A 24,572-nucleotide genomic window follows, 5' to 3' on the forward strand; every position below is an offset into this window, starting at 1 on the left:
GCGGAATGTTTCACGATTTTGGGATGACGCGTTGTGATGACAGAAATCATCCACCTCCGCCGACTGCCCTCAGAACACAAACCCATGCCCCAACTCCCCCTCCATCCATTTGAGAAAGCGCCGCACCCGGGGAAATCCGGAGTGGGCTTTGGGGAACACCAGATGATGAGCCGCGACCGGGGCTGACAGCGCTTCGGGCGCCACCTCGACCAGCGCTCCGCTTGCCAGGTATTTCTGCGCCAGCAACGTGCTTTCGAGTGCAAAACCCAAGCCGTGGCTGGCGGCCTCGAGCGTCATGTACGAGCGGTCAAAACTCAGCGCGTAAGGTTTTTCGGGGCGCGCCAGACCATGTTGGGCAAACCAGGCGGGCCAGCGCAGCAGCGTGGCTTCCGAGAGAATCAAATCGCGGTCCAGCAAGTCGGAGGCCTGAGCGACCGCACGCTGGCCGACGAGCTTGGGTGAAGCCAGTACGGCGAAGGTTTCGTTGCGCACCGTCCGCACTTCAAAGCTCGGCCAGTTCGGCTCGCCGTGGCGAATGTCGACGTCGATTTTGTCGCGACTGAAATGCAGCGACTCATAGGAGCACGACAGATTGATCTGAATGTCGGGGTGGCTCAGCCGGAAGGCCTCCAGTCGCGGCATCAACCAGAGCAGCCCGAAGCTGGGCGAGGAATGCAGCCGCAGGCAGTCGAGGCTGACGTCGCTGCCCGCCCGCTCCGTGGCGATGGCCAGGCTGTGCAGCAACCCGGAAATATCCTTCAGGTACTGCTCGCCTACCGGCGTCAGCGTGACCCCGCGCGCCGCACGCACAAACAGCTGGCGGCCAATCATCGCTTCCAGCCTGGCGAGTTGATGGCTGACTGCCGAGGGCGTCAGGTCCAGCACTTCCGCCGCTCGGGCGACGTTGCCAAAGCGCGCGGTCTGCTCGAAGGCCTGAATGGCTTTCAGCGGTGGCACGCTGGCCGGTGCTTCGTCGATACGCCTCATGGGCCGGCTCCGGGTGAGTTCTTGTTATGTCGGGAACCGCCATTCAATCACCCCGAACAAGGCGTGACGAGTGCTGAATTTTTTTCAGCATCCAATGACTTTTGCGTCATTGCTCGACCCTTGGACGGAGCACAAGCTGATCCGGCCGGAGATTTCGGACAGCGAAGAGGTTCGCTTCCTGCTGATCCAGCCCATAACAATAATCACACGAGATCACGCCCATGCTCCTTCAAGGCAAAATCGCAATCATCACCGGCGCCGCCTCCGCTCGCGGTATCGGTCGCGCCACCGCTGCCACCTTCGCTCAACACGGCGCCCGCGTAGTCATCCTCGACCTCGACGAATCCGCCGCCCGCGACGCCGCCGCTTCCCTGGGCGAAGGTCACCTGGGCCTCGCCGCCAACGTCGCTGACGAAGCGCAGGTCAAACAAGCCGTCGCGCGGGTCATCGAGCACTTCGGCCGCATCGACGTGCTGATCAACAACGCCGGCATCACCCAACCCCTCCAGACCCTCGACATTCGCCCCGGCGACTACGACAAAGTGCTCGACGTCAGCCTGCGCGGCACCTTGCAGATGTCCCAGGCGGTGATCCCGCTGATGCGCGAGCAAAAGGCCGGGAGCATCGTCTGCATGTCGTCAGTGTCGGCGCAACGTGGCGGCGGCATTTTCGGCGGGCCACACTACAGCGCAGCAAAAGCCGGCGTACTGGGCCTGGCCAAAGCGATGGCGCGGGAGCTGGGGCCGGACAACGTGCGCGTGAACTCCATCGCGCCGGGCCTGATTCACACCGACATCACCGGCGGCCTGATGCAGGACGAGCGCCGTCACGCGATCATCGACGGCATTCCTCTGGGTCGCCTGGGTGCGGCGCAGGATGTCGCCAACGCCGCACTGTTTCTGGCCAGCGACCTGTCGTCCTACCTGACCGGCATCACCCTGGACGTGAACGGCGGCATGCTCATCCATTGATGCCTTTTGCGCCGGCCGAGGCCGCCGGCGCTGTTCTGAATCGACGTTTCAGCCGCAGCTGACCATAAAAACAAGAGATCAGACCATCATGACTACCCTCTCACTGGATGCGGTCGTTTCCGTCCGCACCAATGCCTACCGCAAAACCGCGTGGCGGCTGATGCCGTTTCTGATGCTGTGCTACCTGTGCGCCTACCTGGACCGGGTGAATGTCGGCTTCGCCAAGCTGCAGATGATGAACGATCTGGCCCTGAGCGAAGCGGTGTACGGGCTCGGCGCCGGCATGTTCTTCCTCGGCTATTTCCTGTGCGAGGTGCCGAGCAACCTGATCCTGCATCGGGTCGGCGCTCGCCGCTGGATCGCCCGCATCATGATTTCCTGGGGCATCATCTCCGCCCTCTTCGCTTTCGTTGAAACCGCCTGGCAGTTTTATGGCCTGCGCTTTCTGCTGGGCATCGCCGAAGCCGGTCTCGCACCGGGCCTGCTGCTCTATCTGACCTACTGGTTTCCGTCTTACCGCCGGGCGCGAATGACTGTGCTGTGGTTCATCGCCATCCCGCTGTCGGGAATGATCGGCGGGCCGCTGTCCGGGCTCATCATGACCCAGTTCGCCGGCGTGCATGGCTGGGCCGGCTGGCAGTGGATGTTTGTCATCGAAGCCATTCCCACCTTGATCGTCGGGCTGCTGGTGCTGAGTTACCTCAAGGACGGCGTGCACCAGGCCACCTGGCTCAACGATGAGGAAAAGGAGCTGGTCAACAAGGAGCTTGCCGAGGACAACAGCCAGAAAGTCACCCACGCGTCAGTCGGGGAGTTCATTCGTGATCGGCGCCTGTGGCTGCTGGCGTGCATCTATTTCTGCGTGGTCATGGGTCAGTACGCGATCACCTTCTGGCTGCCGACGCTGATTCGCAACGCCGGCGTCGCCGACCCGCTGCACATCGGCCTGCTGACCAGTTTGCCGTACATGTGCGCCATCGCGGCCATGCTGTTGATGGGCCGCAGCGGCGACAAGCACCGCGAGCGGCGCTGGCACCTGGTGGCCCCGATGATCGCCGGCGCCATTGGCCTGTCGCTGGCGGCGTTGCTGGGGGGCAATCTGCTGCTGTCGGTGCTCAGCCTGTGCCTCGCCGCCTCCGGTGTGCTCTCGGCATCGTCACTGTTCTGGATGCTCCCGACCACGCTGCTGGGCGGGGTTTCCGCCGCCGCAGGGATCGCCGGCATCAACAGCTTCGCCAACCTCGCCGGCTTCTGCTCGCCGTACCTGATCGGCTGGATCACCACCGCAACTGGCTCAAGCGCCATCGGCATGTACCTGATCACCGGCGTGTTGTGCATCGGCGCCCTGCTGGTGCTGCGCATCCCCGCCGCGTCCGTCAATCGCTAATAAAAGGAGCCACTCACATGAACATCAGTCCATCAGGTCACGCCGCTTTGTCGCTGGCCCAGCGCGCCTTCAACATTCGCCGCCACGCCCTGCGCATGGGGCAGGTTCAGGGCCAGGGTTATGTCGGTCAGGCGCTGGGCGCGGCCGATCTGCTCGCGGTGTCCTATTTCCATGCCTTGCGCTATCAGCCGCAGGACCCCGAATGGGAAGATCGCGACCGTTTCTACCTGTCCATCGGTCACTACGCCATCGCGCTTTACGCCGCGTTGATCGAAGCCGAGATCATTCCGCTCGACGAGCTGGAAACCTACGGCTCCGATGACAGCCGTCTGCCCATGTCGGGCATGGCTGCTTACACACCGGGCATGGAAATCACCGGCGGCTCGCTGGGACACGGACTGGGCATTGCCGTCGGCGCGTGTCTGGGCCTCAAGCGTAAGCACTCCGCCTCGTTCGTTTACAACCTGCTCTCGGACGGCGAGCTGAACGAAGGCTCGACCTGGGAAGCGGCGATGTCGGCTTCCCACTGGAAGCTGGACAACCTCATCGCGATCATCGACGTGAACAACCAGCAGGCCGACGGCCATTCCAGCGAAGTGCTGGCGTTCGAACCCATCGTTGACCGCTGGCAGGCCTTCGGCTGGTTCACCCAGCGTGTCGACGGCAATGACATCGACGCCCTGGTCAGCGCCTTTGACGCCGCGCGCAACCACACCGGGGCGCAACCTCGGGTGATCATCTGCGACACCAAAATGGGCAAAGGCGTCGACTTTCTGGAGACCCGCGAGAAAACCCACTTCATTCGCGTCGATGAGAACGAGTGGGATCTGGCACTGGACAATTTGCAAATCGGGAGAACGGCATGAGCGCACTGACCCACAACGAGCCCGGCAAGAAACGTCTGACGACGTCGGCGATGATTGCTTCCATTGCGTCCGAAGGCCAGGCCACACGCCCGGCGCCATTCGGTCACGCGCTGGCGGCCCTCGCCGAGCAACGCGCGGACATCGTCGGGCTCTCCGCCGACCTGTCGAAATACACCGATCTGCACATTTTCGCCAAGGCTCACCCGGAGCGCTTCTACCAGATGGGCATGGCCGAGCAGTTGCTGATGAGCGCAGCGGCCGGCATGGCCCGCGAAGGCTTCGTGCCCTTCGCTACCACCTACGCGGTGTTCGCGTCCCGTCGGGCCTATGACTTTATCTGTATGGCCATCGCCGAAGAAAACCTCAACGTCAAAATCGTCTGCGGATTGCCCGGCCTGACCACTGGATATGGCCCGAGCCACCAGGCGACCGACGACCTGGCGATCTTCCGCGCCATGCCCAACCTGATGATCGTCGACCCTTGCGACGCGCTGGAAATCGAACAGGCGGTGCCGGCCATCGCCGCCCATCAAGGCCCGGTGTACATGCGCCTGTTGCGCGGCAATGTCCCGCTGGTGCTCGACGAATACGGCTACACCTTCGAGATCGGCAAGGCCAAGACCCTGCGCACCGGCAACGATGTGCTGATCATCTCCACGGGACTGATGACCATGCGCGCGCTGGAAGCGGCGAAGGCACTGCAAGCCGACGGCGTGGACGTGGCAGTGCTGCACGTGCCGACCATCAAGCCGCTGGACGAGCAGACCCTTCTCGCCGAAGCGCGCAAACCCGGGCGGTTGGTGGTGACGGCGGAAAACCATTCCATCATCGGTGGGCTGGGTGAAGCGGTGGCGACGGTGCTCTTGCGCAACGGCGTGACGCCGACGTTCCGGCAGATCGCCCTGCCCGACGCCTTCCTCGACGCCGGCGCCCTGCCGACACTGCATGATCGCTACGGGATTTCCACCCCGGCGGTGCGCGCGCGTATCAAGGCGTGGTTGTAAGCGCAGAACAACGGGGGGCTTCCGAGTCTCCCGTCTTCGCCGAGGAGATTATGGGTGGACCCCGACCAACTGCTGGATTCCGAGTACCACTTCTTTCGCGACGAGGCGTCCAGCGAATGGACGCTGAGCCATCTCGCCGACATTCGCACACGTATCCACGCCACCTTCAAACCCGCCGGACTTGCTCGCGGTGAACAGCACTGGGTTAGTCAGCCCGCAGCCGCCCACAAACTGCGGCTCTGTGTCTACCGCCCCGAGCGGGAGTCCGAGACCCAGGACCTCCCGGCGATCCTCTATGTGCACGGCGGAGGTTTTGTGCTGGGTTGCCCGGAAATGGCCGACGACTACCTGGCGGATCTGGCGATTGAGTTGGGCGCTGTGATCGTCGCCGTCGATTATCGGCTCGCGCCCGAGCATTCGTTCCCCGCGCCGCTGGTGGACTGCTATCGCGGCCTGGAGTGGCTGCTCCGGCAACAGGCTGCACTGGGCGTGAACCCCGAACGCATCGTGATAATGGGGCACAGCGCGGGCGGCGGGCTTGCTGCGGCGTTGACACTGCTTGCCCGGGACCGTGGCGAGATTTCCGTCGCCGGCTCGGTACTCATTTATCCCATGCTCGACCCTCGCACCGGCACCGCCGATGCACCCGTGCAAAACCCCGGCACCGGTACGTTCAGCTGGTCACGGGAGGCCAACCAATTCTGCTGGCAGTGCTACCGCGGCGAGTACATCTGCAACGATGAGCAGGCGGCGCTGTTTTCTCCCGCGCTGGCCACTGACCTCAGCCACCTGCCGCCGAGCTTCATCGCTGTCGGTGCGTTGGACCTGTTCGTGGATGAAGACATGGCCTACGCGGGCCATCTCTCTCGCAGCGGCGTGCCCGTCGAGCTGCACGTTTATCCCGGCGTGCCGCACATGTTCGATCTGCACCCGGGCGGCGTGACAGAGCAGTGCAAGACGGATGTCGTGCGCGCGCTGAGGAAAATGCTGGGGCGATGATCCGTCCTGTGGGGCTGCTTTCTAAAGCAACGCGCTCAAATCCAGCTTGTCCTGGGGTACCGGCATCGAGAAGTAGTAGCCCTGGGCTTGGCCCGCGCCCATGTCCCGCAACAGTTCCAGGGTCGCGGCGTCTTCCACGCCCTCCGCCACCACCGTCAGCCCCAAGGATTCCGCCATGCGCACAATGGCGCGAACGATGGCCCGGCTGCGGGAGCTGGTGGTCAGTTCGAGGGTGAACGACTTGTCGATTTTCAGGCCGCTGAAGTGGTACTGGTGCACGTAACTGAGGGATGAAAAACCTGCACCGAAGTCATCCAGGACCACCGACACGCCGTTGTCGGCCAGATGCTTCATGGCCTGACGCGCCAGCTCGGGCTCGGCCACCAGCGCGCCTTCGGTGAGTTCCAGGCAAATGCGCGACGGCGCCACGCCGTGCTGGCTCAGCAAACCCAGGACTTCGCTGGAAAATTCCGGGCGGGTGATGCTGTAGCTGGAGCAATTGACGTGCACCGTCGGCCAGTGCGCGTGGTCGGGATGGGCGAGGATCACCACCACCTGCTGCAGCATGTAGAGGTCGAGCCGGCCGATCAGGCGCAGGCCTTCCAGCGCCGGCAGAAACTGCCCCGGCGCGACGATCCGGCCATCGGCCTGACGCCAGCGGATCAACGCTTCAAGGGCCAGTATCCGGCCGCTGGCCACGTCGATGATCGGCTGGAAATATGGCAGCAGTTCGTCGGTGCGCTTGAGGGCGTTGCGCAGTGCGGTCTCCTGCTCCATCTGGTCGGACACCTCGCGGCGCACTTCCTGGTTGAATACCGCGTAACTGTCGCGCCCGGCATTCTTGACCCGGTACATGGCCGTGTCGGCATCCCGCAACAGGTCGGCCGGCTCGCTGTGAAACTGCAGGTCGGCGCCGACAACGCCGATACTGCACGACGAAAATACTGCGTGGCCGTCGATGAAGAACGGCACGTCGAAGGCCAGCAGAATGCGCTCGGCGATGGCCACGGTGACGTCCGGCGGCGCCGCGTAGGCCAGCACCGCGAATTCATCGCCGCCCAGCCGCGCCAGCAAATCGTTGTCGCGCATGCAATGGCGCAGCCGTTCGGCGGCCTGCACCAGCAACAGATCCCCAGAGTGATGACCCAGGCTGTCGTTGACCATCTTGAAGCGGTCCAAGTCAATGAACATCACCGCCAGATCCTCGCCCCGCTCGCAGAAATCCTGCCACGCGCCTTTGAGCCGCTGCTGCAGATAGCTGCGGTTGGGCAGCCCGGTCAGCGCGTCGTGGGCGTTTTCGTGTTGCAGCTTGGCGTTGGCGTAGTCCAGCTCCCGGGTGCGGTCCTGAACCCGCGCTTCCAGGCGCAGATTGGCGGTGTGAATGGCCTCGGCGGCACTGCGCCGGGACAGCGCGGTGTCGATGTGGCGAGAAACGAAGGTCAGCAGTTCCTGATCCCGCAGGGAATAGCTGACGTGGGACGAGTAGCTCTGCACCGCCAGTACACCGCGCACCACGTCGCCGTCGAACAACGGAATGCCCAGCCATGAGCTGGAGCGGTTGACCTCGTTCTGCAGGGTGATCTCGCCGATGCTTTCCAGCCAGCGCGCCTCGGCACCGTCGATCAGGCACGGCCGGCGCTGGCGGATGACGTATTCGGTAAAGCCGCGTTCGCCACGGCGCGGGTCGGGGCGTCGGGTCAGGCGCTCGTCCACGTAGTACGGGAAGGTCACCTCAGCGGTGGCATCGTCGAACAGCGCAATGTAGAAGTTAAGGGCAAACAGCAGCTCGCCGACGATGCCGTGCAGGCTTTTGAAAAGGTCGGCCATGTCGCCGGGCTGGCTCGACAGCTCGGTGATCTGGAACAGCGCACTCTGCAAGTGCTCGGCGCGTTCGCGATCGGCCACTTCATTGCGCAGGGCGTCATTGAGGCGAGACAGCTCAAGGGTCCGGCGGGCGACGGTTTCTTCCAGTTGGGCGCGGTGCAGTATGCGGTCCAGGGCCATGGCCACGTGACGGGCCACCACCAGAAACAGCTCTTGATCCTCGACGCTGTAGACCCGCTCGACGTCATAGACCTGCATCGCCAGCATGCCGAACACGTCGTCGGAAGCGTTTTTCAGCGGCGCCCCCATCCAGAATTCCGGGCGATGACCCACGCAATGAAAGCGGTCCAGCGCCCGCGCCCGCTCGATCCCGGCGGCATCGACGAACAGCGCTTGCTCGGTGGTCAGCACATAACCGGTCATGGACAGCCGCTCGGGATCGAGAAACTCGTAGGTTTCCGCTTCAAGGGCGTCGAGGTCGGTGATGTCGATGTAATACGGGTAAGTGATTTTGCCGCTGTGGCTTTCGTACAGCGCCAGGTAGAAGTTTTCTGCGTCGATCAGGGTCGAGAGCTGTTTGTGCACGCCCTGTAAAAATGCCGCGCGGTCACGGGTCGAGCTGGCCAGGTAGGTGATTTCATAGAGCACCCGCTGGGTCGCCTGGGCCCGCGCCAGCGCGTCGGTTTGCAGGCGCAGGCCAAGACGTCCTGCCAGCTCGGCGAAAAACGGATCGTTTGAATAGGCATCCGGCATTAACAGCCAGCCCAGGGCTGACTCGCCATGGCCGGTCACCCAGCGCTGCAGATGATGCTGGCGGCAGTAGCTATCAAATTCTTCGCGGGGTATCAAGGTCGGCCAGTCCGTGGCGGAACAGCCCTGCCCCAGCAAGTGCATTTGCTGGCCGGCACGGTACGCGGCCCAGCTCAACGTCGGTGCGGTCTGCCGGGCCGCACACAGCAAGGCGTCCAGCGAACTCTCCCCGGTCAATCCACCCATGGCCAGCGCGCTGTTATCGTCGGGTGCAGAGATCCGCTCGTCGGCAATCGGCGTGTACCCGCTGGGGGTAAGAAGTGGGGAATTCATAGGCGCTCCATTGCCAGCGTCGGACTGAGCTATCTTCATGGGGTGTGACAGAAGGTTGCAAGCGGGATATTCGCATTTGCGGTCTATTCGCGACGAAAAATCCGAATTCCACGACATTTGTTGGAATTACCCGCCGTACGGCCCTATAACGGCCTGCAAATCGAAAGATTTAACCCGGCATTCTGTTTAAGCAGCCCGCTTCACACAGCGCGTCAAACAGCCCGGCTGGGAAGGTTTCATCCTTAGGCATTGACCTTTGCGCGCCCTCGCCTGTCACTGATTGCTGTTACCCGTCTTTTTGCCCCACTGGAGATGATCACGCAATGATCAAGACTTACAGCTACGCCGCGCAAAAACCCACTGACAGACTGGCTCCGTTTCAGATCGAGCGCCGTGACCCGGGCGCCGATGACGTGCAGATCGACATCCTGTTCTGCGGCGTCTGCCACTCGGACCTGCACACCGCCCGAAATGAATGGAACAACACCTTGTATCCGTCGGTGCCGGGCCACGAGATCGTCGGCAAGGTCACCGCCGTCGGTGCCAACGTCACCCACTTCAAGGTCGGCGACCTCGCTGGCGTCGGCTGCATGGTCGACAGCTGCCAGCACTGCGCGTCCTGCGCGGAAGGCGAAGAGCAATACTGCGAGAACGGCTTCACTGGCACCTACAACGGTCCGGTGTTTGGCGGCGAGAACACCTTCGGTGGCTACTCCGACAAGATCGTGGTGAAAGAGAAGTTCGTGCTGAAGATTTCCCACAGTGACAACCTGGCCGCCGTGGCACCCCTGCTCTGCGCCGGGATCACCACCTACTCGCCGCTGCACCACTGGAAAGTCGGCCCGGGCAAGAAAGTCGGCGTCGTCGGGCTGGGCGGCCTCGGTCACATGGCGGTCAAGATCGCCCACGCCATGGGCGCCCATGTTGTGCTGTTCACCACTTCGCCAAACAAGCGGGAAGACGGCCTGCGCCTCGGCGCCGATGAAGTGATCGTCTCGAAAAACCCGGATGAAATGGCCACCCAGACCAATCAGCTCGACTTCATCCTCAACACCGTGGCGGCGCCGCACGACCTTGATCCGTTCCTGAACCTGCTCAAGCGCGACGGCACCATGACCCTGGTGGGCGCGCCGGATCAGCCGCACCCGTCGCCAGGCGTGTTCAACCTGATCTTCAAACGCCGCAGCCTCGCCGGCTCGCTTATCGGCGGCATTCAGGAAACCCAGGACATGCTGGATTTCTGCGCCAAACACGGCATCGTCTCGGACATCGAGATGATCCATATGAAGGACATCAACGAAGCCTATGAACGCATGGTCAAGGGTGACGTGAAGTACCGATTCGTCATCGACATGGCGACATTGAAGGAAGAAGCGTCGGCTGCGTGACGCTGAGGGTTCCGGGCCGGTCTCGCCGGCCCCGGCACTCGTAACATTCTGTGAATTTTCCGCTCGAGAAATATCCGCAACCATCCTCCGGTGCCTCGGTCACAACCCTTGAGCCATGGCCAGCACTGCCTGTTTATGCTGATCCCGACAAGGCGCCAGCCCTCGCTGCTGACACAAGCGCCGCGGATTAGAGAGCACGACTCACAAGTGCATGAACGAATCCAACGAAATGCAGTGCCTGCGCATTGGTTATCGTTAAAGACTGCCGTCGCTTTGAAAATGGCCGTTGCCACTAGCCATACCGCTCCACCTGCCGTCCCTGCCCGCGCGTCCGCCCACCGTCGGCCGCCAGGTCTGACCCGATGCTGACGAGGAACCTGCTCATGACCGATCAGCCTGATCGCCCCATCAAAGAAGAACTGTCTTGTGACCTCAAGGCCTTCACCGTCCCTTCCCGCCGTAATTTCCTGAAGTCCATCGGCGTCTCCAGCCTCGCTGCCGCGACGGCGCCGATCTGGACGCAAGCGCTCGAAGCCCAGGCCGCCGTCGCCGATGACCTCGACCCGCCCGCCGCTGATGAACGGCGCATGACCCTGAAGGTCAACGGCCAGGCCCACACCCTGAACCTGCCGGCCAACGCCGCGCTGCTGGACGTGCTGCGCGATCGCCTGCAACTCACTGGCACCAAGAAAGGCTGCGACCACGGCCAGTGCGGTGCCTGCACGGTTCACGTCAACGGCGTGGCCATCAATTCGTGCCTGTCCCTCGCAGCGATGCACGAAGGCGACGACATCACCACCATTGAAGGTCTGGCGCAGAACGGCAAATTGCACCCGGTGCAGGAAGCCTTCTGGGAACACGATGCCTACCAGTGCGGCTATTGCACCTCGGGGCAGATCATGAGCGCGGCGGCGTTGTTGAAAGACAAAAACATCGGCACCGACGATCACAGCGTGCGCGAAGCCATGAGCGGCAACATTTGCCGTTGCGGCGCGTACAAGAACATCCTCGCGGCGATCCAGTCGGCGCGCATCAAAGTCCAGGAGGTGAGCTGATGAGAGCCTTTGATTATGTGCGCGCCAACAGCGTCGAACAGGCCGTGACGACCCACGCGAAAAGCCCGACGACCTTCTTCCTCGCCGGCGGCACAACCTTGCTCGACCTGGTCAAGCTCGACATCATGCCGGCCGATCAAGTGATCGACGTCAACCACCTCTCCCTCAAGCAGATCGAGGTGCAGAAGGATGGCAGCGTGCGCATCGGCGCGCTGGTCAGCAATACCGAACTCGCTCATCACCCGCACATCGTGGAGCACTATGCCGTGCTGTCCCAGGCGCTGCTGTCCGGCGCCACGACTCAATTGCGTAACAAAGCCACAACGGCTGGCAACGTGATGCAACGGGTGCGCTGCAACTATTTCCGCGACGGTTATTCGCCCTGCAACAAGCGTGAGCCGGGTTCGGGTTGCGCCGCCATCGACGGCCATAATCGCAGCGTGCATGCGGTGCTCGGCACTAGCGACCAGTGCATCGCCACCCATCCTTCGGACATGTGCGTGGCGATGATCGCCATTGGCGCGACGGTCGAGGTGCAGGGTCCGAAGGGCAAGCGCAGTGTCGATTTCGCCGACTTCCACCTGTTGCCTGGGGCGACCCCGTGGAAAGAACACGCGCTGCTGGACGATGAGCTGATCACCCATGTGGTGCTGGCCGCGCCGCTGGCCGGCAACAAGTCCGCTTATCTAAAGCTGCGGGATCGCGCCTCGTACCAGTTCGCCCTGGCGTCCAGCGCGGTGATCGTCGTGATGGACGGCAACACCGTGCGTGACGCGCGGGTCGCCTTGGGCGGCGTGGGGACCAAACCCTGGCGCTCGCTTGAGGCCGAGCAGGCGTTGAAGGGCCAGAGCCTGAGCCCGCAGACCCTCGATAAGGTGGCCGCCATCGCCCTCAAGGGCGCCAAAGCCTATCGCCACAACGCCTACAAGATCGCCTTGGGGCAGCAGGCCATCGTGCGCAACCTCGGCACCTTGAATGCCTGACCGGAGAATTCACCATGACTGACGCAATGATTGGCTCGGCCCCCCGTCGCATCGATGGCCAACGTAAGGTCACCGGCAGCGCGATGTACGCGTCCGACCACCACCTGAAGAATATGGCCTACGGCTACGGGGTGTTCAGCACCGTCGCCAGCGGCAAGATCACCGGCCTGGAACTGGACGCCGCGCGCAAATCGCCGGGCGTTCTGGAGATTCTGCACCACGGCAACTTCCCGGCGCTCTACCACAACTCGACACTGCCGATGTCGTTCGCACAGATCCTCAAGGCAGCCAAATCCGACGAAAGCCGCCTGCCGTTCGAAGACGACACCGTGCATTACGCCGGCCAGTTCGTCGCTTTGGTGGTGGCCGATACCTTCGAGCACGCGCGGGCGGCGGCGTACAAGATCAAAGTCAGATATAGCAAAACCGACGCCGTGGCCGATCTCGAACAAGGCCTGAAAGCTGGCGCGCTGCAGGATGGCAGCCCGAACCACAGCCGGGGTGACGCCGCCGCTGCCTTTGCCGGCGCCGCCCACAGCATCGACGCCACCTATTCGACGCCGGTCGAAACCCACAACCCGATGGAAATGCACGCCACCGTTGCCAGTTGGGAAGACGGGCGACTGATCGTTTACGAGGCGACCCAAGGCGTGGTCGCCCACCGCAATTCCCTGGCAAAAATCTTCGGCATGATCCCGGAGAAGGTCGAAGTGCGCGCGCCGTTCATTGGCTCGGGCTTCGGCAGCAAACTGTGGATCTGGCCCCATTCGGTCGCCGCCTGCGGCGCTGCCAAGGTGCTCAAGCGCCCGGTGCAACTGGTGGTGCCGCGTCAGCAGATGTTCACCACCACCGGCCATCGCCCGGAAACCCGTCAGCGCATGCGGCTGGCCACCGACGGCAAAGGCAAGCTGGTGTCGGTGAGCCACGAGTCCATCAACACCACCTCGTTTACCGACCCGTACAAGGAAAACTGCGGCACTTCGACCAAGAGCCTCTACAGCTGCGCGAACGTGCTGGTGACCCACAAGATCATCGAGGTCAATCGCGGCACACCGACTTCCATGCGTGCGCCGGGTGCAGCGCCGGGGCTGTTCGCCCTGGAATCGGCCATGGATGAAATGGCCGAAAAAGTCGGCATGGATCCGCTGGAGTTCCGCAAGCTCAACGTCTCCGAGCGCGACGAAAGCCAGAACCTGCCGTGGTCAAGCAATCATCTGCAGGAGTGCATCGACAAGGCCGCCGAGCGCTTCGGCTGGAGCAAACGCAACCCGGCGCCGGGCTCGATGAAGGACGGTACCGAGATCATCGGCTATGGCATGGCCGCCTGTAACTGGGACGCCTATCGCACGCCGGCAGAGGCACAGGTTGCGCTGCGCGCCGACGGCACGGCCTGGGCCATTTGCGGGGTGCAGGACATCGGCACCGGCACCTACACCATCGTTGCTCAGGTGGTCAGCAGCATCACCGGCATCCCGCTGGACAAGATCGAGGTCGAGTTGGGCAATTCGTCGTTCCCCCCGGCGCCGGTGTCGGGCGGCTCCTGGGCGACCGCAAGCGTACTGCCCGCCATCGCCGAGGCCACCCGCCAGGCCGTCGATCAGTTGAAGGCGTTTGCGACCGCGCCCAAGGGCGTGTTTGCCGGGGCCAAGGCCGATCAGGTGAGCTTCGAGCAGGGTCAATTGAAAAGCGGCGACACGACGTTCGCCATCGCTGACGTGCTCAAGGCGCAAAAGCAGGCCAGTGCTTTCGGTGAAGCCAAGACCGGCATGAACGACACCAGCAAGTACTCGTTCCGCTCCTTCGGTGTGCACTTTGTCGAAGTGCGCTGGGACCCGGGCATCTCGCGGCTGCGGGTGTCGCGGGTGGTCAGTGCCATTGACGTGGGCAAGGTGATCAACCAGAAAACCGCCCTCAATCAGGTCGAGGGCGCGATCGTCATGGGCGTCGGCATGGCGCTGTTTGAGGCCACCGATTTCGACGAGCGCAACGGCATGCCGGTGAACAACAACTACGCCGAATACGTGGTGCCGGTGCATGCCGATCAGCCAGAGATCGACGTGATCCTGCTGGACTACCCCGATTTTGAGCTCAATGAGTTCGGCGCTCGCGGGATCGGAGAAATCGGGATCACCGGCCTGGCGGCTGCGGTGGCCAATGCGGTGTCGCATGCCACCGGCAAACGCATCCGCAACCTGCCGATCACCCTGGACAAATTGATGGAGTTGCCGCCGACGATGAAGGTGTGAATCGAAGGCGGCCGCTGCAACACACGCAGCGGCCGCTTTCGCACCGGTACTGCCGATCATCCGGCAACCAGGGAGCCCACTGGCTCCCTGAACATCATCGCCCTTCCAACAACTCCCCTGCCCGATCCAGCAAGCCCAGCGGGTCGTCCGTCTTGTGGATGTCCACCGAGAGCATCTGCCGAAACTTCCGTGCCCCGGGGAAACCGGTGCCCAGGCCCAGCACGTGGCGGGTGATGTGGTGCATGGAGCCGCCGTCGCGAAGGTGCGCTTCCACATAGGGGCGCATCAGCCTGAGGGCTTCGTCGCGGGTGATCTGCGGGGCGTCGCTGCCAAACAGTTCGCGGTCCACGCCTGCCAGCAGGTACGGATTGTGGTACGCCTCGCGGCCGAGCATCACGCCGTCGAAAGTGTTCAGGTGCTCCTGGCACTGCTCCAGGGTCTTGATGCCGCCGTTGAGGATGATCTCCAGCTCGGGAAAATCCTGTTTCAACTGCGCAGCGATGTCATAGCGCAGCGGCGGGATGTCACGGTTTTCCTTGGGCGACAGGCCTTCAAGAATGGCGATGCGGGCATGCACGGTGAAGCTGGTGCAGCCGGCGTCGCGCACGGTGCCGACGAACTCACACAGCTGCTCGTAACTGTCGCGACCGTTGATGCCGATGCGGTGCTTGACCGTCACCGGAATCGTCACCGCGTCGCGCATGGCTTTGACGCAATCGGCCACCAGTTGCGGATGCCCCATCAACACGGCGCCGATCATGTTGTTCTGCACGCGATCGCTCGGGCAACCGACGTTGAGATTGACTTCATCGTAGCCGGCCGCCTGGGCCAGACGCGCACTGGCGGCGAGGTCAGCCGGATTGCTGCCGCCCAATTGCAGGGCCAGCGGATGCTCCGTCTCGTCGTGGCGCAAAAAGCGCTCAGTATCGCCGTGCAGCAACGCGCCGGTGGTGACCATCTCGGTGTACAGCAGCGCGTTTTTCGACAGCAGCCGCAGGAAAAAACGGCAGTGACGATCCGTCCAGTCCATCATCGGGGCCACGGAAAAACGCCGTGAGGGCTCGAACGGAAGGCGGTCAGTACGGGGTTCAGTGGTAGGCAACATGGCAGCAATGAGCAGGTCGGGCAAAGAGGACGCGCATTCTAACAGCTCGCACGCCCGGCTGAAGCGGGTCCTGCTGAAAACACGCGCGCTCTGCAGAGCCGAACTCATACGATAAGTAATGAAGCAGTCGCTTGAAACTTACAAAAACTTCATCGCTGCCACGGGGTCATAACGTTACGACCACCCTAAGCATTAGCAAGCTAACAACCCTCTTTCAAGACGCTCGCTTTACACATATCCATAGACGCCGGCTTTATTAAGCCTTTTCCCGACAGATTATTTGACGCCATAAATTCGCAGCCTTGTTGCGGCACTAGTTTTTAAACAGGACTAATTAAATAAGAATGGAAGTTGACGCCAACAAAATAAATGAACTTTATTTTAATTAAGCACTGGCAAAGCAAGTTTAATGAGATATAACAAGTAACACCCTGTACCCATAATCGTACACACATGAAAACCCTTAACGTTATTGGCCTATGGCTGCTGCCTCTGTGCGCCGCAACCACGGCGCTTGCTCAGCCCAGCGTGAACACTTCCGCGACAGTTGAGCAGCACCGGACGCTCAACCACCGTGACGTCGGCGGTATTGTGATCGGGCAGACCATGACCCTGGCAGGCCGGACGTTTTATGACAGTTTCGCCAATACCTGGCGCGAGAAAGATGAAGCGGAAACGTTTACCGTCACCATTACCGAGCGCCCCACTGCGCGTTTAGGCAGTCAGGTCTTCGTGGATTACGGCAATCGCCGTTTGTTTCAAATGTTCCTCCCGCCCAACCGCACGCTTATTCCGGCCATTGCCGCCGACGCTGCCGGTCAGGTGTACCAGGCCATTCTTGATTATCAATTGGCACAATTCTTTGGCGACCCGGACATGGGACGAGACGAGCTATGAAAGCACCCACTATTGACCGCCGCGTGTTGGTTGTCGCCAGCCTCGCCTTGATGGCCGGCATGTGTTCAGGCGTCCAGGCCAGCGAACTGGCCTATGTCCCGAACAACCCGTCGTTTGGTGGCAACCCGTCGAACGGCCCGGTGCTGCTGAATCAGGCCCAGGCGCAAAACCATTACGTCGAAAAGTCCTCATCGTCCGGCGCCTACTCCGGGCAGACCGCGCTGACCCAGTTCAACAGCATGTTGCAGAGCGCCATCCTCAGCCGGGTGTCGTCGGCGGTGACGTCCAGCATCGTGGGTGCCAACGGCCAACTGGTTCCGGGCACCGTCGAAACCACTGATTTCCGCATCGCAATCACCAACCTGCAAGGCGGCCTGCTGCAGATCGTCACGACCGACAAAAACACCGGCCAGACCACCCAGTTCCAAGTGAATCAACCGTAAGACCCGTCGCATCCGATATCTGCAACACCCCACAACAACACTGAATAAGGAAGATCATCATGCAAGCACGCAAATCCTTACTGTCTCTGGCTATCCTGTTTGCGGTATCCGGTGCGGCCATGGCCGACTCAAGCACCGTCAACACCACCCAGGCCGGTACTGACAACAAACTGGGCGTCGAGCAGCAAGGCGCGACCCAGTCGACGGTCACGATCAATCAGAACGGCGGCCGCAACACCGCTGGGGCCAGCCTCAATGGCAGCCCTGTCAGCCAGAGCGCGACCTACAGCAACCTGACGATCAATCAGACCGGCTACTACAACATCGCCGGCGCCAAACAGGCCGGGAACAACAACACCGGCTCGATCACTCAAAATGCCGGCGGCCCTCAACCGCAGATCGCCAGCCTGAATCAGTCCGGCGGCTACAGCAAAGCGACCATTGATCAACAGGGCAACTACAGCACCAGCGCCTACGTCACCCAGGGCGGCGGTAACAACAACACCGCCAGCGTCTCGCAAACCGCTAACTCGAGCTCCAGCGGGACCATTTCCCAGGCCGGCAGCTACAACCTGGCGAGCGTCTCGCAGCAAGGCAACAGCAACAGCGTGGGCGGTAAAGTCATACAAGCGGGCAGCAGCAACACCGGCACCGTTTCGCAACAGCGTAACCAGGCGCAGACCATCGCCACTCTGCAACAGAACGGCAACAACAACCTTGGCTCGATACAGCAGACCGGCTCCATCTTCACCAGCGCCAACGTGCAACAGCGCGGCGACTTCAACACCGTCAGCGCTTCCCAGAACGGCACTTCACTGACCGCAGACGTCCAGCAGGTCGGCAACAACAACTACGCGTCCAGCACCCAGACCAGCGTCAACAACGAAGAAACCCTGCTCCAGACCGGCAACAACAACCGCGCGGTCGTTAGCCAGACCGGCACCGGCACTTACACATCCTCCAACATCGTCGGCCTGACCCAGGCCGGCAACAACATGGTCGCCAACGTCAGCCAGACTGGCGGCAGCGGCAACGTGGCAACGATCTACCAACACTAAGATGATGTACCCCGCCAGGGTCTGGCGGGGTTTTCTTGCGGGAAGAGAAAGTATGCGCGTCCGTCCCCTCATGTTGATGTTCACTGCCGTCATGCTGCTTGCCGGCTGCACCACGTCCCGCCCGGCCGCGACCATGTCCCCGGCCACGCTATCGCCTGCCACCCAGAGCCTGCGTGACCTGACCCACCTGCCGCCGCCCGCGGGTCCCATCAGCGTCGCGGTGTACGGCCTGCGCGACCAGACCGGACAGTACAAACCGTCCCCCGACAGTTCGTTTTCCACCTCGGTGACCCAAGGCGCCGCATCGCTGCTGATCAGCGCCCTGCGCGACTCACGCTGGTTCAAGCCGGTGGAGCGCGAAAACCTTCAAGACCTGCTCACCGAACGCAAGATCATCCGCGCACTGGAACAGCCCCAGGATCAGGCCCAGGTGCAACTGCCTGCGCTGCGGCCGGCGAACATGATCATCGAAGGCGCCATCGTCGCCTACGAAAGCAACGTGCGCACCGGCGGCATCGGCGTTCGCTATCTCGGTGTCGGGCCATCCGAGCTTTACCGCCAGGATCAGGTGACCGTCAACCTGAGGGCGGTGGACATCCGCACCGGTGACATCATCCAGAGCATCACCACCACCAAGACCATATTCTCGATTCAGGTCGATTTTGGGATCTTCCGCTTCGTCTCCCTCAAGCATCTGCTGGAGGTCGAGAGCGGCGTGTCGCGCAACGAACCCGTTCAGCAATGCGTGCGCGAAGCCATCGAAACGGCGCTGATCCACATGATTGCCCAAGGCGCCCGGGACGGTAGCTGGAACCTGAAAAACCCCGCTGACCTGAACAAGCCGCTGCTGCAGAGTTATCTGCAGAGCTACGACGAACAAATGACCACCTTGCCGCTGGCTGAGGCGGACCAGGACATTGTCACGACAGGAGAAAAGAATGGAACGCAACGCTAAAGGATTCGCCTGGGTCGCCGCCGCACTTCTGCTCACCGGCACGCTTGCCCAGGCACAGGCACAGGATCTGGTGCGCGAGGCACGCTATGCGGACATCACTGTCGGCAACAGCGTCGCCACCATTTTGCAGATCGGCGCCTATAACAATGCGCGCGTCGATCAAAGCGGTGCGCGACAGAATCAGGCCGTGAGTCAGACCGGCAGTCGCAACCAGGCGGTGGTCAACCAGAGCGGGGTGAACAACGCGGTCACCGCGCAGCAGAACGGCACGGCGAACACCGCGCAGGTCAGCCAATCGGGCACCAACAACCAGACCGGCGTGACGCAGCACGGCACTGACAACGCCGCGAGCGTGGTGCAGACCGGCACCTACAATCAGGCCTTCGTCGGGCAATACGGTCAGGCCAATCAGGCCAGCGTCACCCAGGCCGGATTCGGCGGTGCCGTGTCCGTCAAGCAGTTCGGCGACAACATGAAAGCCAGCGCGACCCAACGGTGATCACGATGATGGACTTCACGCAGCTCGTGGTGACGGTTGACGCCCAGCGCAGCGGCTCAACGGTGGTGATCCGCCCCCACCTCGAGAATCCGGCGCCGCTGACGCTGCACTACCGAATGACCGTCAGGCAGACCAGCGCCCAGGGCACGTCGGCCATCGACCAACAGGGCGATCTGCAGAGCGGGGTCGCGGCCAACAGCGTGAGCTTGAGCCTGCCGGCCGAAGCGACGTGTCAGGTTCATCTGGAAGTCTTTGATCGGACCACGCTGATCAAATCAGTCGACAGCGACTGCGGCGAGACGCCCACTCGTTGATTGTGGCCACACCACTGCGCGCGGACTCACGTATCGGGCACATGCCTGCGGGGCCGTCGCAGACCGTCGGCGGATAAGATGTCAGCGCCCGGGAACATCCCGGCCGGTCCGGGCTCCAACCAGTCTGGATCGAGTATCCGCCTTCCTCGGGAACCGACAGACCATGCCCCGCGCCGCTCTTTTTAAAAAGCACGCATCGCCCGGATCATGGCTGACACGCAGGCACGCCGTTTGCGCAAACGCAGGCGTCTAAACCGGTGCGTGTGTCGCGGTTGACGCCCTTGAGTGACCGGCGGCGCTCGGGTAATGTCAGCACAACCACAGGACAGAGCACGCTCATGACTTCCAAGCTGGAACAACTCAAGCAATTCACCACCGTCGTTGCCGACACCGGCGATTTCGCTGCCATCGAAAAACTCAAGCCCGTCGACGCCACCACCAACCCTTCCCTCTTGCTCAAGGCCGCTTCCAGCGACAGCAACAGCGACCGGTTGAAAGAGGCGTTCACCGGCAGCAACAACGACATCAACGTCGCCAGCGACCGTTTCGCCGTCGCCATCGGCCGTGAAATTCTGAAAGTGGTCCCGGGCCGCGTTTCCACTGAAGTGGACGCACGCCTGTCGTTCGACACCCAGGCCTGCATCGAACGCGCCGACCGCATTGTTGGTTTGTACGAAGATTTCGGCATCGGGCGCGACCGCATCCTGATCAAGCTGGCGTCGACCTGGGAAGGCATCAAGGCCGCTGAAGTGCTGGAAAAGAAAGGCATCCAGTGCAACCTGACCCTGCTGTTCTCTTTCGCTCAGGCCCAGGCCTGTGCCGACGCCGGCGTGTTTCTGATCTCGCCATTCGTGGGCCGCATCTACGACTGGTACAAGAAAGCCGAAGGCAAAGACTACGTCGGTGCCGAGGATCCGGGCGTGCAGTCGGTGACCCGCATCTACAACTACTACAAGGCTAACGACTACAAGACCGTGGTCATGGGCGCCAGCTTCCGTAACCTCAGCCAGATCGAAGAACTGGCCGGCTGCGACCGTCTGACCATCAGCCCTGACCTGCTGCATAAGCTGTCGGAAGACAACGGCACGCTTGAGCAGAAACTCAAGCCAGGCAATGGCGGCGAGCCGCGCGTGACCCTCAACGAAAGCCAGTTCCGCTGGGCTTCCAACGAAGACGCCATGGCCACCGAGAAACTGGCCGAAGGCATTCGTCAGTTCGCCCGTGACCAGGTTGCACTGGAAAAGATGCTGTCGGCCAAAGCCTAAAGCGTCAGGCATGTAAAAAGGGCGGCACCCTGACAGGTGCCGCCCTTTTTTATGCCTCGGTTCAGGACCGAAGCGTGTGACTGGCGCTATTGCCGACGCTACTACTGGTGCTCGAGTGCGTTGACCAGGTCACGGAAGGCTTCGCGGTTCGAGTCGTTCAAGCCCATGAGGATCTTGTGGGCCTCAAGCACCTTGGCCTTCACGACGTCTTCGCACTGATCCTGGGTCGGCAGATCGCTCAAGGCCTCGGGACGCGGAACAGGACGCCCGACGATGTTGAAGACCTGATCGAAGCCCATGGACTGCAGCAGCCGCGTGATGTCTTCATGGGTGGTGACGACCGTTGGCAACAACCCGGCCTTCTGGCGCGAGAGGATCGACAGCTTGGCCAGCAGACCCAGGGTCGTGCTGTCGATGCTGCGGGTTTCGGTCAGATCGATGACCACCGTCGAGAAATTCATCGAGGTGAAGATCCGCTCAATTGTCGCATCCAACGCCGAGCACAGCGTCAGACGCACTTCACCCACAAACTTGAGGACGAATGTGCCGTCTTGCTCGGCGAACTGGATTCTACCGGTACTCATTAAAGGTTCCTGCTCAACACTAACAAGGCGATATCATCCGGCATCTCCCCTAGCGTGGCCAATCCAAACGTCTGGCGCAGACCATCCAGGCTGCCCCCCGCCGCCTTGACCAGTTCGGGCAAGTTGGCTTCTTTCTCTTTGAGTGTATCACCTGGCAGAAGGTCCAGAATGCCGTCGGACAGCAGGGTGAGACTAAAGGACGCAGGCAGATCGATGACGTGATCCGTGTAAGTCGCTTCATTGAACAGCCCGACAGGCAGACCACGGCCTTCAAGGTAATGCGTGTCCCCCGGGGTGTAGAACACCGGCAGCGGCAAATGGCCGCCGACGCTGTACGTCAGTTGCCCGGTGACCTCGTCGATCACGCCACCCACCATGGTCACGTGCTTGCCCAGCTTGCAGCTGATCAGCCCGCGATTGATGTGGCCCAGCACATCTGACGGCTTGAACTCCGGCAGACTGCCGCCTCGCTTGGATTCAAACAGCAGGCGCGTGGTCATGAATTTCAACAGCACGGTGATGAACGCAGACGACGCGCCATGACCGGACACGTCCGCCAGGTAAAAGGCGACGCGTCGCTCATCGACCCGAAAATAATCAACGAAATCGCCCGACAGGTACAGCGACGGGATGATCTCATGTTCGAATTCGAACGCGTCGATGGCCCAGGGGCTGATGGGCAGCATGTTCATCTGCACCTGACGGCCCGCGTCCTGGTCTTCCTGCAGCAAGTGCAGGCTGGCCTCGAGCTCGCGGTTGGCGGTCTCCAGCTTCTGCCGGTATTCCTGGTTTTCGTGGAGCAGGCGCGCCCGGTCCAGCGCTCGTCGGACCGAGTGCTCAAGCACTGCAAGGTCTTCGAGGGGTTTGATCAGGTAATCGGCAGCGCCAAGGCGCAGTGCTTCGACGGCATCACTCATCACACCCGCGCCAGACACCACGATGACCGGCGTTTCCGGCGCAAGACTGGTGACCTGACGGATCAGCTCGAGACCGCCCACCTGCGGCATGCGCAGGTCGCAGATCAGCAGATCGGGCTTTTCCCGCTCGAAAGTCTGTAGACCCTGCAGGCCATTACCGGCTTGCAGAACACTGAACCCGCTGTCTTCCAAATAGGCCGCGAGACTCGCGCGCACGACTTCGTCGTCATCGATGATCAGCAGCGTGGCACTGGTTTTTTGCATGTGGGCAAACGGCGCCAGATTAGGTTGGCGTAGGCGGCTGGTTGCAGTCAGCCCGCGTACTGGATTCGCTTCTAGCCTCTCTGGCTCAGGTAGCGGACTTTTGGTCAAACGCTTCACATGACAGAGCTGCCCTTCAAGGCGCAGACGGTACTCCCATCCGCCTGGCGTTTCAAGCGCGGCCCCGCTGCCGAACGGCGTCTTTACATCGCAAATCGCCCGGAGTTATAAGAACCGTTAAATCAGCAATCAAAACGAAGGATGCGTCATGGGCCAGCTCGATCGCGATTACGAAGAAAAACGAGATTACATTCGCATGCGGGTTGATGCGGACATCAGCCTGATCTACGCCGGCCAGATTATCCCGGCCGTCTGCGTGGATTTATCCAGCTCTGGCATGCAGATACAAGCGCCCCGCTCGTTCCAGGTCGGCGACAAGATCAGCGTGACGATTGATTCCGAGCACGCCGCGCTCAAGGGCCTGGAGGCGGACACCGAGGTGGTGTGGATTGCCGACATCGAGGGCGGCGAGCAAAAACTGGGGCTGACGATCCTGGCGATGAAGTGACGTCAGCCCGGAACTCCATCACATTTTCGAAAAATAGCGAAAATAAAAAGGCGACCCTCAGGTCGCCTTTTTTTGCATCGCTTTCCAGCGCAGCGGGATCAGAAGTCGTCGACGACCTTGCCGTCTTTGACTTTGAACTCGCGGTTCTGCAGGTAAGCATTGCGGATGAAGATGTACTTGTCGCCATTGATCAGCTTTTCGGCTGAGAGCAGGCTGGCCCGGGTGTCGACAACGCTCACGGCCAGCGCAGTGTTACGCGTCGGGACGTGATCGATGTAACGCCAAGGCTGGGTGTAGGTGTCCGGGTATTTGGCGAATGTGTCACGCACGGTGCTCGGACCCAATAGCGGCAGCATCACGAACGGGCCGCTTGGAACGCCCCAGTGACCGAGGGTCTGGCCGAAATCTTCGTCGTTGCGTTGCAGGCCCATCTTGGTGCCGACATCGAAGAAGCCCAGCAGGCCAAAGGTGGTGTTGAAGATCAGGCGTGCGGTATCGACGCCCGCGGCTTCAGGTTTGACCTGAAGCACATCGTTGGCAAGGTTGCTGACTTCGCCGACGTTTTTGAACATGTTGTGGATGCCGTCTTCAAGGAACTGCGGCGTGATGAACTCATAGCCCTGGGCGATGGGTTTCAGCGCGTAGGTGTCGACGGTGTCATTGAAACGGAAAATCGCACGGTTGACGCCTTCCCACGGATCTTCGTCCGCCGCATTTGCAGCCATCGGCGCCACGGCCAGACTGGCCCACACGCACGTTCGAACCAGACGATTGATAATGCCAGCACCGTTCTCGGGCATAGCTGAGACTCCCAGTCAAAGTAATCAAGCGGGCGCTACGCCCCAAACCAAAGGCGGGAGTATAAAGCGTTCTGTGACTATTTACGTCGCTGAAATGGTGGGTGTTTTGTAGG

23 protein-coding genes are annotated in these 24,572 nt (G+C 61.7%); 17 read left to right on the forward strand and 6 right to left on the reverse strand.

The window, feature by feature from the left end; genetic code table 11:
• Positions 1 to 69 precede the first annotated feature (69 nt).
• Positions 70 to 987: a LysR substrate-binding domain-containing protein gene (locus AC0Z8Z_RS04515; RefSeq protein WP_485618058.1), complete on the reverse strand. Its 918-nt coding sequence runs from the start codon at positions 985 to 987 to the stop codon at positions 70 to 72.
• Between the two features lie 221 nt (positions 988 to 1,208).
• On the opposite strand from AC0Z8Z_RS04515, the gene AC0Z8Z_RS04520 reads away from it, so the two are divergent.
• The 5 genes from AC0Z8Z_RS04520 to AC0Z8Z_RS04540 all read left to right on the forward strand — a co-directional run bounded on the left by AC0Z8Z_RS04520 (position 1,209) and on the right by AC0Z8Z_RS04540 (position 6,214).
• Positions 1,209 to 1,958, forward strand: a complete 750-nt coding sequence (locus AC0Z8Z_RS04520) for an SDR family NAD(P)-dependent oxidoreductase (RefSeq protein WP_485618059.1) — start codon at positions 1,209 to 1,211, stop codon at positions 1,956 to 1,958.
• Between the two features lie 88 nt (positions 1,959 to 2,046).
• On the forward strand, positions 2,047 to 3,345 hold the full coding sequence (locus tag AC0Z8Z_RS04525; protein ID WP_205902615.1) for an MFS transporter: 1,299 nt from the start codon (positions 2,047 to 2,049) through the stop codon (positions 3,343 to 3,345).
• Positions 3,346 to 3,362: 17 nt separating this feature from the next.
• The gene (locus AC0Z8Z_RS04530; RefSeq protein WP_272634095.1) at positions 3,363 to 4,211 is read left to right on the forward strand and encodes a transketolase; all 849 of its coding nucleotides are present in this window, start codon (positions 3,363 to 3,365) and stop codon (positions 4,209 to 4,211) included.
• Positions 4,208 to 5,215, forward strand: a complete 1,008-nt coding sequence (locus AC0Z8Z_RS04535; protein ID WP_485618061.1) for a transketolase family protein — start codon at positions 4,208 to 4,210, stop codon at positions 5,213 to 5,215. The genes AC0Z8Z_RS04530 and AC0Z8Z_RS04535 overlap by 4 nt, the downstream gene beginning before the upstream one ends.
• A gap of 54 nt (positions 5,216 to 5,269) precedes the next feature.
• Positions 5,270 to 6,214, forward strand: a complete 945-nt coding sequence (locus tag AC0Z8Z_RS04540; protein WP_485618062.1) for an alpha/beta hydrolase — start codon at positions 5,270 to 5,272, stop codon at positions 6,212 to 6,214.
• A gap of 21 nt (positions 6,215 to 6,235) precedes the next feature.
• Here the strand turns inward: AC0Z8Z_RS04540 and AC0Z8Z_RS04545 are convergent, their stop codons facing one another.
• Positions 6,236 to 9,121, reverse strand: coding sequence for a sensor domain-containing phosphodiesterase (locus AC0Z8Z_RS04545; RefSeq protein ID WP_485618063.1), 2,886 nt, complete (start codon positions 9,119 to 9,121; stop codon positions 6,236 to 6,238).
• 323 nt (positions 9,122 to 9,444) lie between these two features.
• On the opposite strand from AC0Z8Z_RS04545, the gene AC0Z8Z_RS04550 reads away from it, so the two are divergent.
• From AC0Z8Z_RS04550 to AC0Z8Z_RS04565, 4 genes are all read left to right on the forward strand, one after another.
• Positions 9,445 to 10,509: an NAD(P)-dependent alcohol dehydrogenase gene (locus AC0Z8Z_RS04550; RefSeq protein ID WP_485618065.1), complete on the forward strand. Its 1,065-nt coding sequence runs from the start codon at positions 9,445 to 9,447 to the stop codon at positions 10,507 to 10,509.
• Between the two features lie 383 nt (positions 10,510 to 10,892).
• Positions 10,893 to 11,564: a (2Fe-2S)-binding protein gene (locus tag AC0Z8Z_RS04555; protein ID WP_485618067.1), complete on the forward strand. Its 672-nt coding sequence runs from the start codon at positions 10,893 to 10,895 to the stop codon at positions 11,562 to 11,564.
• Complete coding sequence (locus AC0Z8Z_RS04560) at positions 11,564 to 12,547, forward strand: FAD binding domain-containing protein (RefSeq protein WP_272634083.1); 984 nt, start codon at positions 11,564 to 11,566, stop codon at positions 12,545 to 12,547. Before AC0Z8Z_RS04555 ends, AC0Z8Z_RS04560 begins: the two co-directional genes overlap by 1 nt.
• 14 nt (positions 12,548 to 12,561) lie before the next feature.
• On the forward strand, positions 12,562 to 14,793 hold the full coding sequence (locus AC0Z8Z_RS04565) for a xanthine dehydrogenase family protein molybdopterin-binding subunit (RefSeq protein WP_485618068.1): 2,232 nt from the start codon (positions 12,562 to 12,564) through the stop codon (positions 14,791 to 14,793).
• Positions 14,794 to 14,887: 94 nt separating this feature from the next.
• Here AC0Z8Z_RS04565 and dusA read toward each other — a convergent pair whose 3' ends face one another.
• Positions 14,888 to 15,898, reverse strand: coding sequence for a tRNA dihydrouridine(20/20a) synthase DusA (gene dusA / locus AC0Z8Z_RS04570; RefSeq protein WP_485618267.1), 1,011 nt, complete (start codon positions 15,896 to 15,898; stop codon positions 14,888 to 14,890).
• 453 nt (positions 15,899 to 16,351) lie between these two features.
• Between dusA and AC0Z8Z_RS04575 the strand changes: the two genes are divergently transcribed.
• From AC0Z8Z_RS04575 to tal, 7 genes are all read left to right on the forward strand, one after another.
• Positions 16,352 to 16,795, forward strand: coding sequence for a CsgE family curli-type amyloid fiber assembly protein (locus tag AC0Z8Z_RS04575; protein ID WP_172611653.1), 444 nt, complete (start codon positions 16,352 to 16,354; stop codon positions 16,793 to 16,795).
• Positions 16,792 to 17,238, forward strand: a complete 447-nt coding sequence (locus tag AC0Z8Z_RS04580; protein WP_485618070.1) for a curli assembly protein CsgF — start codon at positions 16,792 to 16,794, stop codon at positions 17,236 to 17,238. The genes AC0Z8Z_RS04575 and AC0Z8Z_RS04580 overlap by 4 nt, the downstream gene beginning before the upstream one ends.
• 59 nt (positions 17,239 to 17,297) lie before the next feature.
• Entirely contained in the window at positions 17,298 to 18,296 is a 999-nt protein-coding gene (locus AC0Z8Z_RS04585; protein ID WP_485618071.1) for a hypothetical protein, read from the forward strand.
• 52 nt (positions 18,297 to 18,348) lie between these two features.
• On the forward strand, positions 18,349 to 19,251 hold the full coding sequence (locus tag AC0Z8Z_RS04590; RefSeq protein ID WP_485618073.1) for a CsgG/HfaB family protein: 903 nt from the start codon (positions 18,349 to 18,351) through the stop codon (positions 19,249 to 19,251).
• Positions 19,235 to 19,750 (forward strand): curlin-associated protein, encoded by a 516-nt coding sequence (locus AC0Z8Z_RS04595; RefSeq protein WP_485618074.1) that lies wholly within the window; start codon positions 19,235 to 19,237, stop codon positions 19,748 to 19,750. The genes AC0Z8Z_RS04590 and AC0Z8Z_RS04595 overlap by 17 nt, the downstream gene beginning before the upstream one ends.
• A gap of 5 nt (positions 19,751 to 19,755) precedes the next feature.
• Entirely contained in the window at positions 19,756 to 20,064 is a 309-nt protein-coding gene (gene csgH / locus AC0Z8Z_RS04600) for a curli-like amyloid fiber formation chaperone CsgH (RefSeq protein ID WP_485618076.1), read from the forward strand.
• Between the two features lie 338 nt (positions 20,065 to 20,402).
• The gene (tal, locus tag AC0Z8Z_RS04605) at positions 20,403 to 21,329 is read left to right on the forward strand and encodes a transaldolase (RefSeq protein ID WP_122538053.1); all 927 of its coding nucleotides are present in this window, start codon (positions 20,403 to 20,405) and stop codon (positions 21,327 to 21,329) included.
• Positions 21,330 to 21,430: 101 nt separating this feature from the next.
• Here tal and rssC read toward each other — a convergent pair whose 3' ends face one another.
• Together rssC and rssB are read right to left on the reverse strand one after the other, a co-directional pair.
• A complete protein-coding gene (gene rssC / locus AC0Z8Z_RS04610; RefSeq protein ID WP_122538051.1) occupies positions 21,431 to 21,913 on the reverse strand; it encodes an anti-sigma factor antagonist RssC in 483 nt (160 codons plus the stop codon).
• A complete protein-coding gene (gene rssB, locus AC0Z8Z_RS04615) occupies positions 21,913 to 23,094 on the reverse strand; it encodes a two-component system response regulator RssB (RefSeq protein ID WP_122538049.1) in 1,182 nt (393 codons plus the stop codon). Before rssB ends, rssC begins: the two co-directional genes overlap by 1 nt.
• 265 nt (positions 23,095 to 23,359) lie before the next feature.
• Between rssB and AC0Z8Z_RS04620 the strand changes: the two genes are divergently transcribed.
• On the forward strand, positions 23,360 to 23,659 hold the full coding sequence (locus AC0Z8Z_RS04620; RefSeq protein ID WP_122538047.1) for a PilZ domain-containing protein: 300 nt from the start codon (positions 23,360 to 23,362) through the stop codon (positions 23,657 to 23,659).
• 98 nt (positions 23,660 to 23,757) lie between these two features.
• Here AC0Z8Z_RS04620 and AC0Z8Z_RS04625 read toward each other — a convergent pair whose 3' ends face one another.
• Complete coding sequence (locus tag AC0Z8Z_RS04625; RefSeq protein ID WP_485618080.1) at positions 23,758 to 24,459, reverse strand: MlaA family lipoprotein; 702 nt, start codon at positions 24,457 to 24,459, stop codon at positions 23,758 to 23,760.
• Positions 24,460 to 24,572 lie beyond the last annotated feature (113 nt).

Source organism: Pseudomonas sp. 1L-C-7-B-C1, from assembly GCF_057291635.1.